This is a genomic window from Cryomorphaceae bacterium 1068 (genome assembly GCA_027214385.1).
GTDB lineage: Bacteria > Bacteroidota > Bacteroidia > Flavobacteriales_D > Cryomorphaceae > JAKVAV01.
The window spans coordinates 29688-45351 of the sequence record JAPVXR010000017.1; the positions used below are offsets into that span (position 1 = coordinate 29688).

The 15664-nt window shown below is 44.6% G+C and carries 13 protein-coding genes; 10 read left to right on the forward strand and 3 right to left on the reverse strand.

The window, feature by feature from the left end; all coding sequences use genetic code 11:
• Positions 1-77 precede the first annotated feature (77 nt).
• Positions 78-1622 (forward strand): hypothetical protein, encoded by a 1545-nt coding sequence (locus tag O3Q51_16390; protein ID MCZ4410396.1) that lies wholly within the window; start codon positions 78-80, stop codon positions 1620-1622.
• On the opposite strand, the gene thiL is transcribed toward O3Q51_16390, so the two are convergent.
• A complete protein-coding gene (gene thiL / locus O3Q51_16395; protein MCZ4410397.1) occupies positions 1617-2651 on the reverse strand; it encodes a thiamine-phosphate kinase in 1035 nt (344 codons plus the stop codon). The two genes, O3Q51_16390 and thiL, sit on opposite strands and share 6 nt — an antisense overlap.
• A gap of 216 nt (positions 2652-2867) precedes the next feature.
• Between thiL and O3Q51_16400 the strand changes: the two genes are divergently transcribed.
• From O3Q51_16400 to O3Q51_16435, 8 genes are read left to right on the forward strand one after another with little or no spacing between them, the layout of a single operon-like run.
• Positions 2868-3194: an iron-sulfur cluster assembly accessory protein gene (locus O3Q51_16400; GenBank protein MCZ4410398.1), complete on the forward strand. Its 327-nt coding sequence runs from the start codon at positions 2868-2870 to the stop codon at positions 3192-3194.
• A 12-nt stretch (positions 3195-3206) separates the two neighbouring features.
• On the forward strand, positions 3207-4652 hold the full coding sequence (sufB, locus tag O3Q51_16405) for a Fe-S cluster assembly protein SufB (GenBank protein MCZ4410399.1): 1446 nt from the start codon (positions 3207-3209) through the stop codon (positions 4650-4652).
• 18 nt (positions 4653-4670) lie between these two features.
• Complete coding sequence (sufC, locus tag O3Q51_16410) at positions 4671-5432, forward strand: Fe-S cluster assembly ATPase SufC (GenBank protein ID MCZ4410400.1); 762 nt, start codon at positions 4671-4673, stop codon at positions 5430-5432.
• A gap of 2 nt (positions 5433-5434) precedes the next feature.
• Entirely contained in the window at positions 5435-6691 is a 1257-nt protein-coding gene (gene sufD / locus O3Q51_16415; protein ID MCZ4410401.1) for a Fe-S cluster assembly protein SufD, read from the forward strand.
• A gap of 2 nt (positions 6692-6693) precedes the next feature.
• Entirely contained in the window at positions 6694-7941 is a 1248-nt protein-coding gene (locus tag O3Q51_16420) for a cysteine desulfurase (protein ID MCZ4410402.1), read from the forward strand.
• Positions 7941-8363, forward strand: a complete 423-nt coding sequence (locus O3Q51_16425) for a SufE family protein (protein ID MCZ4410403.1) — start codon at positions 7941-7943, stop codon at positions 8361-8363. The genes O3Q51_16420 and O3Q51_16425 overlap by 1 nt, the downstream gene beginning before the upstream one ends.
• 8 nt (positions 8364-8371) lie before the next feature.
• The gene (locus O3Q51_16430) at positions 8372-8683 is read left to right on the forward strand and encodes an SUF system Fe-S cluster assembly protein (protein MCZ4410404.1); all 312 of its coding nucleotides are present in this window, start codon (positions 8372-8374) and stop codon (positions 8681-8683) included.
• Complete coding sequence (locus tag O3Q51_16435; GenBank protein ID MCZ4410405.1) at positions 8683-9198, forward strand: DUF2480 family protein; 516 nt, start codon at positions 8683-8685, stop codon at positions 9196-9198. Before O3Q51_16430 ends, O3Q51_16435 begins: the two co-directional genes overlap by 1 nt.
• Here the strand turns inward: O3Q51_16435 and O3Q51_16440 are convergent.
• Complete coding sequence (locus tag O3Q51_16440; GenBank protein MCZ4410406.1) at positions 9195-11096, reverse strand: class II glutamine amidotransferase; 1902 nt, start codon at positions 11094-11096, stop codon at positions 9195-9197. The two genes, O3Q51_16435 and O3Q51_16440, sit on opposite strands and share 4 nt — an antisense overlap.
• 165 nt (positions 11097-11261) lie before the next feature.
• Here O3Q51_16440 and O3Q51_16445 point away from each other — a divergent pair, with 165 nt between their 5' ends.
• Positions 11262-15137 (forward strand): gliding motility-associated C-terminal domain-containing protein, encoded by a 3876-nt coding sequence (locus tag O3Q51_16445; protein MCZ4410407.1) that lies wholly within the window; start codon positions 11262-11264, stop codon positions 15135-15137.
• Here the strand turns inward: O3Q51_16445 and O3Q51_16450 are convergent.
• The gene (locus O3Q51_16450) at positions 15134-15664 is read right to left on the reverse strand and encodes a 3-hydroxyanthranilate 3,4-dioxygenase (GenBank protein MCZ4410408.1); all 531 of its coding nucleotides are present in this window, start codon (positions 15662-15664) and stop codon (positions 15134-15136) included. The genes O3Q51_16445 and O3Q51_16450 overlap by 4 nt on opposite strands.

Here is a 15664-nt window from a genome sequence, read left to right on the forward strand (position 1 = left end):
ACCGTTCATTGTTTGAGGTTCACTTTATCGGTGAGCCTTTTTTATTTTGATCTCAATCCACCACCTAGTGAATTGATATGTCAAATAAAGCCTCAAATCAAGTACACGAATTAATCCATTCCATGGCTCCTGCCGAAAAGCGCTATTTCAAGCTTTACGCTGAGCGCCATTCCGGGAATTCGAAAAACAACTACCACATCCTCTTCCAAGCTATCGAGAATCAAACAGAATATGATGAAACATTGATTCTCGAACAATTCAAAGGTAACCCCTTCGTAAAACACTTCTCAATTGCTAAGAATAGGCTGTATCATCAAATTCTCAGATCTCTGGATGCCTATTATGCTGAAAGTTCTGTAGAGGCAGAGCTTCAACGATACCTGCACTATGTCGAAATTCTATTTCAAAAAACACTCTACAACCAGTGCTCCCGCGTTTTAGCCACAGCGGAAAAAATCGCTGAGAAGTATGAAAAGCAAATTGTCCAGCTTCGCATTATCAAATGGAAAAAGAAACTGATAGAAGTTCGACACCACGAAGAAAAGTGTCCTGAATTGTACAATAACCAAAATAAATTATTGTCCGAATTGTCATTGGGAAATGAGCTTTGGAAAATAAAGGCGGCTGTTTTTGAAGAACTCTTCAGGATGGGGCAAGCAAGAAGTCCTGAAATGGCTGAAAGCAGTGCACCCGATCTTAAGACGTTGAGTAAATTCAAGCGGAAATCAGAAGCGTTCGACACCAATCACCTCATCTACCACACAGAAAGTGCCATCTATTTCCGGACAGGCGATTATGAAAGATGTAAAAATGCGCTTCTGCATAATCTAGCACTGATTGAGGAACACCTTCACCTGATTGCGGAGGAGCCAATTCTGTATCACTCTGTGCTTACCAATCTAATCTATGTTTCAGCTAAGCTCAATCATTTCGATGATGTTAAACGATTTCTTGAAGAAAGCAGGGCGCTACCTGAAAAATTGAAAATCACTCCCACTGAACATATCGAATACCGAATATTCTCAGATAGTTATGAATTGGAGTTGGCCATATGCAACCTATCAGGAAATACTTCAAGAGGAAAAGAATTGGTGGAAATAATTCCGCCGATGCTTGACAGGTGGCAGTACAAGCACGGTGATGTGAAGCGTGCATCTTTTTTGCACGGCCTCTCCGTCATGTTTTTTACTTTGGGATCGATCGCAGATGCGCTCAAATGGAACAATGAATTGCTAAATACAATCAGCATTAAAAAAGCCGAAGATTCCTTTTGCTTCGGGCAAATGTTTCATACTGTACTGCACTTCGAGCTAGGGAACAAGGATCTCTTATCCGGTATCATCAAAAGCCTCACGAGATATCTCGATACTCGAGAGCGGCGGTACAAATTTGAAGAGCACTTCCTCAAACTGGCTAAGAATCTCGAAAAGCATAATTCCGAATCAACCGAAGCAGAATGCTTTGAAACTTTTGTAGAGAGCATTAAGCCCCTTGAAAATGAAAATTATGAAAAGATCGCATTTGAATACTTTGACTTCATTGCCTGGGCGGAAAGTCATATTTCAAAAGTTCCCTTTCAAGAAACGGTTAGAGCAAGGGTGGAATTAAAGAATGTTTTATGAGTCTTTATTCAAAAAAGCATCCCACCCCTGAGCAGTTAGCTCAACAGCCTGTCCTTCTTTGGTCACGAGTTGGGCAGATCCACCTTCGGTCATATGGCCAATGAACGTGAAATTCGGATTCCCTTTCAATTTGTCATAATCACCCTGCTTTATCGTAAAGAGAAGCTCGTAGTCCTCTCCTCCGTTCAGTGCACAAGTGGTGGGGTCTAGATTAAAATCTTCAGCAGCTGTCATAACGGTTGGGTCAATCGGAATCTTTTCACCAAAAAGTGAGCAGCCAACACTAGAACTCTTGCAAAGATGAAGAATCTCGGAGGCCAAGCCATCTGACACATCAATCATTGAAGTTGGCAAGACGTTCAATTTCTCCAAAAGTTCCACAATATCTTTCCGAGCTTCGGGCTTGAGCTGTCTCTCCAAAATGTAATCGTATCCACTCAAATCGGGCTGAATATTCGGATCGGACTTATAAACTGCTTTCTCTCGTTCCAAAACCTGCAAGCCCATATAGGCCGCGCCCAAATCGCCTGTAACAACGAGCAATTCCTTGTCCTTGGCGCCGTCGCGATACACTACGTTCTCCTTTTGAGCTCGACCAATTGCGGTGATGCTGATCATCAAGCCACCTTTCGAGCTGACCGTATCTCCTCCTACGAGGTCGACTCCATAAATATTGCAAGCAAGCAAGAAGCCCGAATAGAGCTCCTCGATGGCTTCTAACGAAAACCGATTGCTCAAAGCCAGGTTTACTGTCATCTGCTCCACTGTTCCATTCATAGCATAGACATCAGAAAAGTTGGCAACAGCCGCCTTATATCCCAAATGCTTTAAAGGAACATAGCTTAAGTCAAAGTGAATGCCCTCCACTAGCATATCGGTTGTGACCAACTTCACATGATCTCCCGCATCAATTACTGCGGCATCGTCCCCTATTCCCTTAAGTGTAGAGGGGTGAGAAACTTCAACGTGCTTAGATAAATGGTCGATTAAACCAAATTCTCCCAAGTCTGCCAGTTCTGTTCTTTCCATAATAATGCCATTTGAGGGCCGCAAAGATAGAGGTTCAAAATGTCTTGAAAGAATTTGTCAATGACCATATCAAGAAACTGGTGATGATTCATTTGTATACACGAGACTTGTTCGGTATTTTTGCAGAGTGATTGGTTATTTATAATTGTTCTAAATAACCATTCTGATTTATCAACATTTGGAAGCAGAAACTGTTAGACACTTGAATTTAAGCTTATGATCAAAGTACGAGAAAGTGCTAAAGCTGAAGTACAAAGGCTCTTGTCCGAAAGCGGTGCAGGAGAGCAAGCTTTTATACGCGTCGGTGTAAAAGGAGGTGGATGCAGCGGATTAATGTATGACCTGGATTTCGACACAGAAAAGCAAGAGGGGGATAAAGAGTTTGAAGACAACGGTATTAAGATAGTAGTGGATAAGAAAAGCTACCTCTATTTGATAGGAACCGAATTGGATTACTCCGGAGGTCTGAATGGTAAGGGATTCTCCTTTGTCAATCCCAATGCAAATCGCACTTGTGGCTGCGGCGAAAGCTTTTCAATTTAAGAAAAACATACCATGGCAGTAGACGAAAATGAAATAATCGATGAGGTAACGAAAGCCCCTTACAAATATGGGTTTACGACCAACATCGCATCTGATAAAGCACCTCTGGGAATCAATGAAGATATCATTCGACTGATTTCCATGAAGAAGAAAGAGCCTCAATGGATGCTCGATTTCCGACTTGAGTCTTACCGAAAATGGACGGAAATGACAGAGCCCGAATGGGCCCATGTTCATTACGAAAAGCCGGACTTTCAAGCCATACATTATTATGCAGCTCCACAGCCGAAGAAAAAGCTGGACAGTTTAGACGAGGTTGACCCTGAATTACTCGATACATTCAAGAAATTGGGCATCTCCGTTGACGAGCAAAAGAGGTTGACAGGGGTGGCGATCGACGTGGTTATGGACAGTGTTTCCGTTGCCACTACTTTTAAAGAAAAACTAGCTGAGTTGGGAATTATCTTCTGCTCATTCAGTGAGGCAGTACAAAATCACCCTGAGTTAGTAAAAAAGTACGTCGGCTCGGTTGTACCCAAATCCGACAATTTTTACGCAGCTCTGAACAGCGCCGTTTTTACTGATGGTTCTTTCGCCTACATCCCTCCAGGGGTGCGATGTCCGATGGAATTGTCCACTTATTTCCGAATCAATGAAGCAAACACTGGTCAGTTTGAGAGAACGCTGGTAATAGCCGACAAGGGAAGTTATGTAAGCTACCTCGAAGGCTGCACGGCTCCGATGCGCGACGAAAACCAACTTCACGCTGCGGTAGTAGAATTAATTGCTCTAGACGATGCGGAAATCAAATACTCTACGGTCCAAAACTGGTATCCCGGTGATGACAAGGGAAAAGGTGGTATTTACAATTTCGTGACGAAAAGAGGCCTTTGCGAAACCAACGCTAAAATCTCTTGGACGCAGGTTGAAACAGGATCTGCCGTTACTTGGAAATATCCTTCGTGTATTCTAAAAGGAGACAATGCAGTCGGAGAGTTTTATTCTGTTGCGGTTACGAACAATTACCAGCAAGCCGATACGGGAACCAAGATGATCCACATCGGTAAAAACACTAAAAGCACGATTATCTCAAAGGGTATCTCGGCAGGGAAATCTCAAAACTCTTACCGAGGATTGGTGAAGATCAATAAGAGCGCAGAGAATGCGCGAAACTTTTCCCAATGCGACTCTCTTCTGATGGGCGACCGCTGTGGAGCGCACACTTTCCCTTACATCGAAACATCGAATAGCTCGGCAAAAGTTGAGCATGAAGCTACGACTTCCAAAATCGGAGAAGATCAGATTTTTTATTGTCTGCAAAGAGGTATCAGTGAGGAGAAGGCGATCAGCCTGATCGTAAACGGATACGCCAAAGACGTTCTCAATAAACTTCCTATGGAATTCGCCGTGGAAGCCCAAAAATTACTCGCCATTTCGCTTGAAGGAAGCGTCGGATAAAAAAAGAATCACAAGAAAATGCTCAATATAAAAGACATACACGCCTCGATTGAAGGCAAAGAAATACTGAAAGGACTCAGCTTAGAAGTAAAGCCAGGAGAGGTACACGCCATCATGGGGCCAAACGGCTCGGGCAAAAGTACCTTAGCATCTGTCCTTGCAGGAAATGAAGACTTCGAAGTTACTTCAGGTTCGGTTGATTTCTTAGGTAATGACTTACTTGATATGGGTCCTGACGAACGCTCCCATGCGGGAGTGTTCTTAGCCTTTCAATATCCTGTAGAAATCCCCGGAGTTAGCAATATCAACTTTTTAAAGGCTGCTATCAATGAGCGCCAGGAAGCACTTGGTGAAGAACCTATTTCAGCGAAGGACTTCCTCCAAAGAGTACGAGAAAAAGCAAAACTGGTAGAGTTGGACAACAAACTCACCAACCGATCAGTCAACGAAGGCTTTTCAGGAGGAGAGAAAAAACGAAACGAAATCTTTCAAATGGCGATGCTCGAACCCAAACTGGCTATCCTGGATGAGACAGACAGTGGACTTGATATCGATGCATTGAGAATCGTGGCTAATGGAGTAAATCAACTTCGCGCCAAAGATCGTTCGTTCGTGGTAGTAACCCATTACCAGCGTCTCTTGGATTATATCGTACCCGATTTTGTTCACGTGCTTTACAATGGAAAAATTGTAAAAACAGGAGGCAAAGAACTCGCGCTAGAACTTGAAGAAAAAGGTTACGATTGGATTAAAAAAGAAGCTGACGCAGTAACTGCTTAACTATGGAATTAGCAAAAGAGATGACTAAAGAACAAGCAGTACTGGATTCCATGAAGAGTTCATACAAACATGCTGTTCCCGAATCTTTCGGCTCCTTAAGCAGCAATAGCGCACGAAACCTTGAATCTCTCCAATTTCCAACCACAAAGCTGGAATATTGGAAATACACAAGAACGGGACAGATCGCGAATAAGGAATGGAAATTCGGCGGACTCGAAAACGTCGACATCCCCGAAAACTTACCTGTATCAAAACACCGAATGGTTTTTGTAAACGGTCAATTCGACGAAAAACGATCATCACTTCCTCAAGTGGAGGGCTTGACGATTTTACCTTTCTCCAAATCGAGTGTTGCTTCAACAATCGCTCAAGCAGAAGAGGATATTTTCAGAGCTTGGAATACCGCTATGCCGCAAGATGGTTACCACATTACTGTATCTAAAAACAAGGCGATAGAGGATACTTTGCAGATTGTATTTCTCTACTCGGGTCAAAATACCATCTCGCAGCCGCGCTCATTTGTTGAGTTGGCGGAGAATTCGGAGTTAAAGATTTCCGAGTTTCACATTCACTCGGCAGGCAGTATGGCTTTCGCCAATGTGCACTCTGAAGCCGTTGTGGGCGATAATGCACACCTCAAGATTGACGTGGTGCAGCACGGTTCCGAAAAGGGATTTCATCTGCAAGAGACCTACGGCGAACAAGGGAAGAATTGCACTTACATGCAAAACACGTTTACCTTGAGTGGAAACTGGACGAGAAACAACTCGACCATTCGACTCACAGATGAACACAGCGAGTGCAATCTGAATGGATTCTACATTCCGAATTTGAAGGAGCACGTCGATAACCATACGATCATCGACCACGAGAAACCAAACTGTGAGTCGCACGAGCTATACCGCGGAGTGCTATTGGACAAATCCACCGGCGTTTTCAACGGGAAGGTTTTCGTGAGGCAAGACGCCCAAAAAACCAACGCATTCCAAAGCAATGGAAACATCATTGTGTCAGATACGGCCACGATGAACTCGAAGCCCGAACTGGAAATCTATGCGGACGACGTGAAGTGCAGCCACGGTAGCACCACGGGTCAGCTAGACGAGGATGCGATGTTTTATCTGATGGCTCGCGGTTTGTCGAAAGAGAGTTCACGAAAACTTCTGATCAATGCCTTCGCCGAAGATGTTTTGGAGAAGCTTGTGAATGAAGACCTGAGAGAGATAATAGAAGATACGATACACACAAAACTGGCTTAACTATGGCCGAAAGCGCAATAAAATCCATTACACTGCCTGACAATGCTTCCTTCATTGAGGATTTCCCCATTCTCAAAAGAGAGGTGAATGGGCACAAGCTTGTTTACCTGGATAATGCGGCATCGGCTCAAAAACCTAAGCAAGTTGTGCAGGCTATTGAAGATTATTATTTCAATGAGCACAGCAACGTTCACCGAGGCATACACTACCTCAGCCAATTGGCAACGGATAAGTACGAAGGTGCCAGAGAGAGAATGCGCCGATTCATCAATGCTGCTTCCTCCAAGGAAATCATCTTTACAAAAGGATGTACCGACGGGATTAACCTCGTAGCAGCCGCTTTTTCGAAAGCGCACCTGAAAGAGGGAGATGAAGTACTCATTACCGAAATGGAGCACCACTCCAATATTGTCCCTTGGCAAATGGCTTGCGCCGATAAAGGTGCCAAATTGGTGGTCGCCAATGTGAAGGAAGATGGATCGATCGACATGGATGACTTGAAGTCGAAACTGTCTGATCGAACAAAATTGGTTTCTGTCGTTCATGTTTCGAATGCATTGGGAACCATTAATCCCGTGAAGGAAATAGTAGCTGAAGCAAAAAAATTCGGAGCTTACACTCTGATTGACGGAGCCCAAGCTGCTCCGCACGGAGGAATTGACGTTCGGGATATGGATTGCGATTTCTATGTGTTCTCGGGGCACAAAATGTACGGGCCAACCGGTAGCGGTATCCTTTACGGAAAAGAGGCCGTGCTAGACAACATGCCTCCTTACCAAGGTGGCGGTGAGATGATCAAGACGGTGACTTTTGAAAAAACCACTTACAATGAACTTCCCTTCAAGTTTGAGGCAGGGACGCCCAATATGGCAGCTGCCATTGGATTAGCCGCAGCGGCTGACTTTATGGAAGACTTCGGTATTGACAAAATCTCTGAAATCGAAAATGGCCTGCTGGCATATGCCACAGAAAGACTTTCGGAAATAGATGGATTAAGAATCATCGGAACGGCCGCACAAAAGGCCAGCGTTGTTTCTTTCGTTGTCGACGGAACCCACCCTTCCGATATCGGAGCGATTATCGACAAGCTCGGCATAGCGGTAAGAACAGGACACCACTGTACGCAGCCCTTGATGGACAAGTTTGGCTTGCCGGGAACCTGTCGTGCATCCTTTGCGGCCTACAACACAATTGAAGAAATTGACTTGCTCACCGAAGGCGTAAAACGCGCTGTAAACATGTTGAGGTAATGGCAGATTCGATTCAAGAACGCGAAGCAGAAATCATTGAAGAGTTCGAGTTTTTCCCCGAATGGATGGAGAAATACGAACACCTCATTGAGTTGGGAAAAAGCCTTCCATTGATCGATGAGCAATACAAAACAGAAGACAACCTGATCAAAGGGTGTCAATCTAGAGTCTGGCTTCACGCCGACCGCGAAGCTGACAAAATCAAGTATTCTGCCGACAGCGACGCCATCATCACGAAAGGAATAATTGCCTTGATGATCCGGGTGCTCAACGAGCAAAAACCCGAAGACATTGTGAGTGCAGAATTAGGCTTCATCGACAAAATCGGTTTGAAAGAACACCTCTCCCCCACTCGCTCAAACGGACTCGTTTCGATGGTGAAACAAATGAAATTTTACGCTTTGGCCCATCAGGCTAAATAGAAAAAGCTATGAACGACATTCAACTTGAAACTACGATTATCGAAGTGATCAAAACGATCTACGACCCTGAGATTCCCGTGGATATCTACGAGTTGGGTTTGATCTACGATATTGCCATCGATTCCGAGCGTAAGGTAAAAGTGAGCATGACATTGACTTCTCCTTCTTGTCCTGTAGCCGAATCACTTCCCGTTGAGGTAGAAGATAAAATCAAAGGAATTGAAGGGGTGAACGACGCTAAGGTCGAAATCACCTTTGAGCCACCTTGGGACAAAGAAATGATGAGTGAGGAAGCGCAGCTTGAATTGGGATTCTTGTAATGAGCGATTTTGAAATTGAAAATAAAGTAGCCAAAAGCGGGCTGATAGTGATCGAAATGGACGAATTTGTTTCAGACGATGAGCTGGTTCAAATCGATATAAAAGAGCGCCTTTGGGAAGGATTCGCGCTCAAAGAGAAAGACTTTCGCGAATACGTTTCAACTCATGACTGGAGTCAATACCAAGATAAGGCAGTAGCCGTTTTTTGCTCCGCAGATGCCATTATTCCCAACTGGGCTTTTATGCTTTTGGCTTCAAAGCTCGAGTCAGTGACTTCTGAACTTTACTTCGACACTGCTGCTGAATCCGAAAAAAGACGGATAGAAAAAGCCATTTCAGCTCTCGACGCATCGGAGTACCAAGATGCTCGAATCATCATCAAAGGCTGTGGGAAAAAGTCAGTGCACTTTAGCGCCTACGGAAAGCTTACCGAAAAGCTGATGCCCGTAGCAAAGACCATCATGTTTGGCGAGCCTTGCAGCACGGTGCCGATTTACAAAAAGCCGAAAGCTTAGTAAGCGCGCTCGTTTTTCCCTTCGTAGTAATTGATAAATGCCCGATTGACCACTTTGTTTCCTCCGGGTGTAGGATAATCTCCTGAGAAATACCAGTCGCCTAAATGATCGGGAACTGCTTTATGCAATCCGTCCAGCGTTTGGAAAATGATCTCCACCTCACATTCCACTTCAGGTGGAGTAAGTAGCTTAGAAATTTCGGCTGATACCTCCTCGTAAGCAAATGGCGTGAAGATCTCTTTCGCATAATTTCGAATCTCCGACTTGTCCAGGTTCTCTTGGTTCTTGCACTTTTGGTAAACATCAGAGATGATTTTCTCCTGACCCGTTTTCTTCAAAAGGCTGATCCCTGCTTGAAAAGCGATAAAGTCCCCAAGCTTCGCCATATCGATTCCGTAGCAATCAGGAAAGCGAATCTGAGGTGCGCTGGAAACAACCACGATTTTCTTCGGCTCCAGCCTATTCAAAATTCGGATGATACTTTGACGCAAAGTCGTACCACGAACTATACTGTCATCAATCACCACAAGATTGTCCACCTTTGGCCGCACCGCTCCGTAGGTGACATCGTAGACGTGAGCCACCATATCATCTCGCGACTCATCTTGGGTAATAAACGTTCGTAGCTTGGCATCCTTCACGGCAATTTTTTCCATTCGAGGGCGCAGAGAGAGAATCCTCTCCAATTCATCGGGATCGGGTTTATCTCCGAGATTCAAGATCATATCCTTCTTCTGGATATTCAAATGGTCTTCCAACCCTTTCATCATGCCGTAGAAAGCTACTTCAGCTGTGTTGGGAATAAAACTGAAAACGGAATTTTCAATATCTCCATCTATGGTTTCCAAGACGCGCGGAACAACTGTTTTTCCTAGAGCGATTCGCTCGCGATAAATATCTTGATCGCTTCCTCTTGAGAAATAGATCCGCTCGAAAGAGCACGCTTTTCGTTCGCCAGGCGTCCTTATTTCGCTAAGGCTGAAAGTCCCGTCGTGTCTGATGATCGCAGCATTACCAGGAGGCAATTCATGCACATCTTCCACCTTCAAGTTAAAAGCAGTTTGAATAACCGGCCTTTCTGATGCAACCACTATGACCTCATCGTCCTCGTGGTAAAATGCCGGCCGAATGCCATTCGGATCACGCAACACGAAAGCATCTCCGTGCCCAAGAAGACCCGCCATGGCATATCCCCCATCCCAGTCTTCAGCCGAACTGCGAAGAATTTCAGGGAGATTAATGTGCTCAATGATTTTTTCTGTGATGTCCTTTTTGCTGTATCCCAGCGCTTTCCAGTTGGCTACCAATCGATCATTCTCTTCGTCGAGGTAATGACCGATTTTTTCCAAAACGGTAACTGTATCAGATTTTTCCTTAGGGTGCTGCCCGATGTCTACCAAGAGATCGAACAACTCGTCTACATTGGTCAAGTTGAAATTGCCTGCGACTACAAGATTTCTCGTCTTCCAATTGTTCTGACGCAAAAACGGGTGACAGCTCTCAATGCTGTTTTTCCCAAAAGTTCCGTATCGAACATGCCCGAGGAATAATTCTCCGGTAAATCCTTCGTTCTGCTTAAGCCAATCAACATCCGTTAATTTCTGTTCCTCTTTTTCCGCAAGCTCTTGAAAACGCTTGTTAATATGATCGAAACACTCTTGAATAGGACGTTGACTATTGGATCTAACTCGGCTAATAAATCGAGTGCCCGGAGGCATATCGAGTTTGACATTGGCCACACCAGCTCCGTCTTGTCCGCGGTTGTGCTGTTTCTCCATAAGGAGATACAGTTTGTTCAGGCCGTAGAATGACGTCCCGTATTTTTCACGGTAAAAAGAGAGTGGTTTCTTGAGCCGGAGAAGTGCAATACCGCACTCGTGTTTGATCGGGTCGCTCATGAATTTTTTAGAAAGCGCAAAGTTAGTTGAATAAATCAGAAAGTAAATAACTCAAAGAATGATCAAACGTCTAAAGAAAAGTAGAAAAGACGGAACTCACGGTGTCAACCATTTAGGTGAATTAGCGTCATAATTGTATATCTTTAAAGTTCCTCGATCGAGAAAATGCTCCCATCACCAAAGCAGATAACATTCTTCGTTTTCTGGCTGATATTATTTCAGTCAGTCATTGGTGGTATCGACCCTCGGTTGGTAGAGAACAAAGGTCAATGGCACGAAAATGTTCATTTCAAGGCCCTTACTGATGGCGGATACTTTTTCATAGGAGAAGATGGCATTACTGTTCAGCAATTGGAGCAAGGCTTTTTCGATCACTTTCACGGCTACATACAAGGAAGTTCAGAAGAACCGCTGGCAAAAACGCATACGTTAAAGATCAACTTTATCGGTGGAGATTTCAGCGACTTTAGTGGAGAGGAGAATTTAGGTAGGGCTGACAACTTTTTTATTGGAAACAATACGGCCAAACATGCTAAGGCAGTTCAGTCTTTTCAAAGATCTTACTACAGCAATGTCTACTCAAACATCGACTTACGGTTCGACATAAAAAGCGATCGACTGAAATATGAGTTTCTGGTTGCGCCAAATGCTGATCCGAATGAAATTCAGATCAGTGTGAATCATGCTGAATCGATTGAAATTCGCGATGATCGTTTGATTTTTAAGACGAGCATTGGTGAGGTTTACGAAGAGCCTCCGTTCGTCTATCAACTTGATGAGTATGGGCGTATCGAACGAGTAGAATGCAATTATCATTTAGCCGGAAACCTTGTGACCTATGAATTCCCGGAAGGTTATGACACCGCCCGAGAGCTTATAATTGATCCTGAAATATCCTTCTCGACATACGTCGGCGCATTTTCCGATAATTTTGGCTTCACAGCCAGCTATGATGCCGATGGAGATCTTTACGGAGGGGCTATCGTTTTTGGTAGTGAATATCCAACTGTAGGAGGCCCCTTCCAAATAAATTTTGCGGGGGGAGTAATCGATTGTGGGATCACAAAATTCAGTGCAGATGGAACGGAATTGTTGTACAGCACCTTTTTAGGAGGACTGGATAATGAAGCCCCGCACTCGCTGGTGGTCAATGAGAACAATGAGCTCTTTGTCTACGGAAGTACGGGGTCATTTGACTTTCCAACAACTACAGGTGCTGCACAAGAAAACTTTTCGGGAGGCCCTTCTTTAACGGGGCTCGGAGCATCCTACCTTCAGGGCTCAGACATTTTTGTTGCCAAAATCAGCGCAGATGGAACTGACTTAATAGCTGCAACTTATGTTGGCGGGACAGGCAATGATGGCCTTAATTTTTCTCCGGCTCTGGAATTCAATTTCGGTGATCGATTTAGGGGGGAAATTGTAGTAGGTAATGAAGGAGATGTGTACGTGGCTTCCTCCACGGCGTCTGCTGACTTCCCCGCGGTAAACGGCTTCTCAAATGCTTTTAATGGTTTTTCCAATGGAACCGTATTTCGTTTGAGTGAAGATTTATCGACCCTAGTCTGGTCTTCCTCGACAGGCGGGCAGCTCGCTGAGGCAGCGTATGGTGTGCAAATTGGACCCGACGGAACTATCTATATTACAGGTGGGACCGCCAGTTCAAATCTACCCGGAACTGCGAACGGAGCAAATCCAGATGCCAGTGGTGGTGTAGATGGCTACATCATGCGAATTAGTGCCAATGGTGCAGTACTTCTTAACACAACTTACACGGGGACGAACGACTTTGATCAAACGTATTTTGTGCAATTGGACACGGACGGAGAAGTATACGTCATCGGGCAATCGTTAGGAGATATGGAAGTATCAACAGGTGTTTATTCCAATCCCGGAGGGAAGCAATTTGTGCAGAAATACAACAATGAGCTCACGAACTTGGAGTGGAGCACCACGATTGGAAGCAACGACAACCAAATCAACTTTTCTCCTTCGGCCTTTTTGGTGACCAACTGCAATGATATTTATGTTTCAGGGTGGGGCGGATCCACCAATAATTTTGGCCAAGCCGGTGGAACAACTTTTGGATTACCTACGACTCCTGATGCATTTCAATCATCAACCGATGGAAGTGACTTCTATCTGATGGTGCTCAGTGAAGATGCCCAAGATCTTACGTATGCTACTTACTTCGGCGGAAGTGAAAGTTCCGAACATGTAGATGGCGGGACAAGTCGATTTGACAAAAACGGAACGGTTTATCAAGCTGTGTGCGCGGGTTGCGGAGGCTTGAGTGATTTTCCTAGTCAGCCCGGAGTTTGGTCACAAACCAATCCATCTTCCAACTGCAATTTGGGCGTTTTTAAGTTTCGGCTTAACTCCGTATCAGCATTGGCTGAAGTAGACTTCGATGCGACTCCCCTGTGTGAAAATCAACCTGCAGTTTTTACTAATCTCAGTGAAGACGCTGATCTTTTTTTGTGGGATTTTGGCGATGACAATACCAGCACTGAATTTGAGCCTACTCACATTTATACTGAGCCCGGGATCTATGAAGTCACTCTTTTAGCAGAGGATAGTGAAGGTTGTTTAGGTCCCGATTCAACTACCATTGAACTCGAAGTTCTCCCCTCGCCTGAAATTGAATTTGACTTTGAAAACAACCCGATTTGTCCGGGAGAACAATTGACTCTAGGGGCAAGTGGTGCAGACTCTTACTTGTGGACACCTGCCGAAGTCTTTAATAACAACACCTTGGCAAATCCCATTTTCTCGGGATCAGAATCGACGACGGTTACCCTTACCGGTACTACTACGTGTGGTAGCCAATCATTAGAAGTAACTATTGAAGTTGGTACTGTCGAAGTTGAGCTGGAAGAAGAGATACTCATTTGCCCGGGTGAATCCGCCCAATTAAACGCCTCCGGTGGCGTAGCCTATTCTTGGTTTCCCGCTACGTTTTTAGATGATCCCGATATCCCCAACCCAACCGTTACACCTGACACTGATGTAACTTATGAAGTTACGGTGAGCACAGAGCAAGGATGTGAAGGGACGGGAAGTATCGAAGTCATCGTGTTGGATCCTCCTCCTGTACTTTCCGGAGAGACTGACTATGCCACATGCAATTCCATTCCAGTGCAGCTTAATGTGAGCGGTGGCGACAACTATTCTTGGTTTCCGGAAACGGGCTTGAGCAATCCATCCATTTCAAACCCTACCGCAAACCCCTCATCTCCTACTGTTTACACAGTTACGACTAGCAATTCATGCGGCTCTTCCAGTCTGGATATTTTGGTGAGAACTGAGGCTATCGATATTTCGATGACTACGGACTCTATCGGCTGTTTTCTGACGCCAATCGGCGTGAGTGCTTCCGGCGGTTCATCCTACAGATGGCAGCCGGAAAGTCTCTTCGCAGACCCGAATGCCGCGAATACTTCGGTTGAAATTACATCGTCAACCGAAATATCCGTCATTGGATTCAATGAAGATGGTTGTTTTGATATAGAGACTCGCTTGATTAGAATTTATCCCAGACAACCCATTTATCTGGGTCTTGATGAAGTTATTCCCTTTGGCGGTGAAGCGACTATTGAGGCTTTTAGCAATTTTCCCATTACGTGGGTTGAGAGTCCTTACTTGAGCTGCTTGGACTGCAGTAACCCCGTTGCATCACCACCTGAGACTTCGACCTTCTACGCCACTATAGAAACACCTGACGGATGTATTGAAAGAGATTCGATTTTGGTAACAGTGACGGGAAACATTTACGTACCCAATGCTTTTTCTCCTGATGGGGATGGAATAAATGACATTTTCAAAGCTCAGGGTATTGACATCGTTGAATTCAAAATGGAAATATTCAACAGGTGGGGAGAACTAGTGTTTACATCAAATTCAATAGACGATGGCTGGAACGGGAGCTCTCCGAATAACGAATATTACGCCCCCACAGACGTTTACCCTTATCGAATAGTCGCAAGAGAGCACACAGGGGAAGTATTCGAATTGAAAGGAATGGTGACGCTTATCCGTTAGACGAATCGCGGATCGGTTTCCATTTTATGTCCACAGTTATTGCAGGTTCTCAAATCTTCACTTTCATAAAATTCACGAAATCTCGGTAGAAAGTCTTTCTCAATATTCTCAAGTTTGAAGTACGTTTCATGCAATTTGTTGTTGCAATTGTCGCAAAACCAAAGAAGACCATCGTTGAAGTCAGTTCCCTTTCTCACCCTTTCGATTACCAAACCGACAGAGCCTTCAGACCGCATTGGAGAGTGTGGTATACGAGGCGGAAGCAGATACATCTCCCCTGCTTTTATCGGCACATCTACTGCCTCTCCATCCAGCTGAATGCGAACGTTTATATCGCCTTCCAGCTGATAGAACAACTCTTCGGTTTCGTTGTAGTGGTAATCTTTTCGGGCATTTGGCCCACCCACAACCATAACGATATAGTCGGTACCCTCAGGATATAAATTCTTATTGCCAACAGGTGGCTTGAGAATATCTCGGTTATCGTCGATCCACTGCTGCAAGTTAAAGGGCTTCGGAATACTCAT

Excerpts from the sequence above, each read along its gene's own strand:
- O3Q51_16390 (MCZ4410396.1), top strand. The coding sequence starts at position 78 with ATGTCAAATAAAGCCTCAAATCAAGTACACGAATTAATCCATTCCATG.
- thiL (MCZ4410397.1), bottom strand. The coding sequence starts at position 2,651 with ATGGAAAGAACAGAACTGGCAGACTTGGGAGAATTTGGTTTAATCGAC.
- O3Q51_16400 (MCZ4410398.1), top strand. The coding sequence starts at position 2,868 with ATGATCAAAGTACGAGAAAGTGCTAAAGCTGAAGTACAAAGGCTCTTG.
- sufB (MCZ4410399.1), top strand. The coding sequence starts at position 3,207 with ATGGCAGTAGACGAAAATGAAATAATCGATGAGGTAACGAAAGCCCCT.
- sufC (MCZ4410400.1), top strand. The coding sequence starts at position 4,671 with ATGCTCAATATAAAAGACATACACGCCTCGATTGAAGGCAAAGAAATA.
- sufD (MCZ4410401.1), top strand. The coding sequence starts at position 5,435 with ATGGAATTAGCAAAAGAGATGACTAAAGAACAAGCAGTACTGGATTCC.
- O3Q51_16420 (MCZ4410402.1), top strand. The coding sequence starts at position 6,694 with ATGGCCGAAAGCGCAATAAAATCCATTACACTGCCTGACAATGCTTCC.
- O3Q51_16425 (MCZ4410403.1), top strand. The coding sequence starts at position 7,941 with ATGGCAGATTCGATTCAAGAACGCGAAGCAGAAATCATTGAAGAGTTC.
- O3Q51_16430 (MCZ4410404.1), top strand. The coding sequence starts at position 8,372 with ATGAACGACATTCAACTTGAAACTACGATTATCGAAGTGATCAAAACG.
- O3Q51_16435 (MCZ4410405.1), top strand. The coding sequence starts at position 8,683 with ATGAGCGATTTTGAAATTGAAAATAAAGTAGCCAAAAGCGGGCTGATA.
- O3Q51_16440 (MCZ4410406.1), bottom strand. The coding sequence starts at position 11,096 with ATGAGCGACCCGATCAAACACGAGTGCGGTATTGCACTTCTCCGGCTC.
- O3Q51_16445 (MCZ4410407.1), top strand. The coding sequence starts at position 11,262 with ATGCTCCCATCACCAAAGCAGATAACATTCTTCGTTTTCTGGCTGATA.
- O3Q51_16450 (MCZ4410408.1), bottom strand. The coding sequence starts at position 15,664 with ATGAGTATTCCGAAGCCCTTTAACTTGCAGCAGTGGATCGACGATAAC.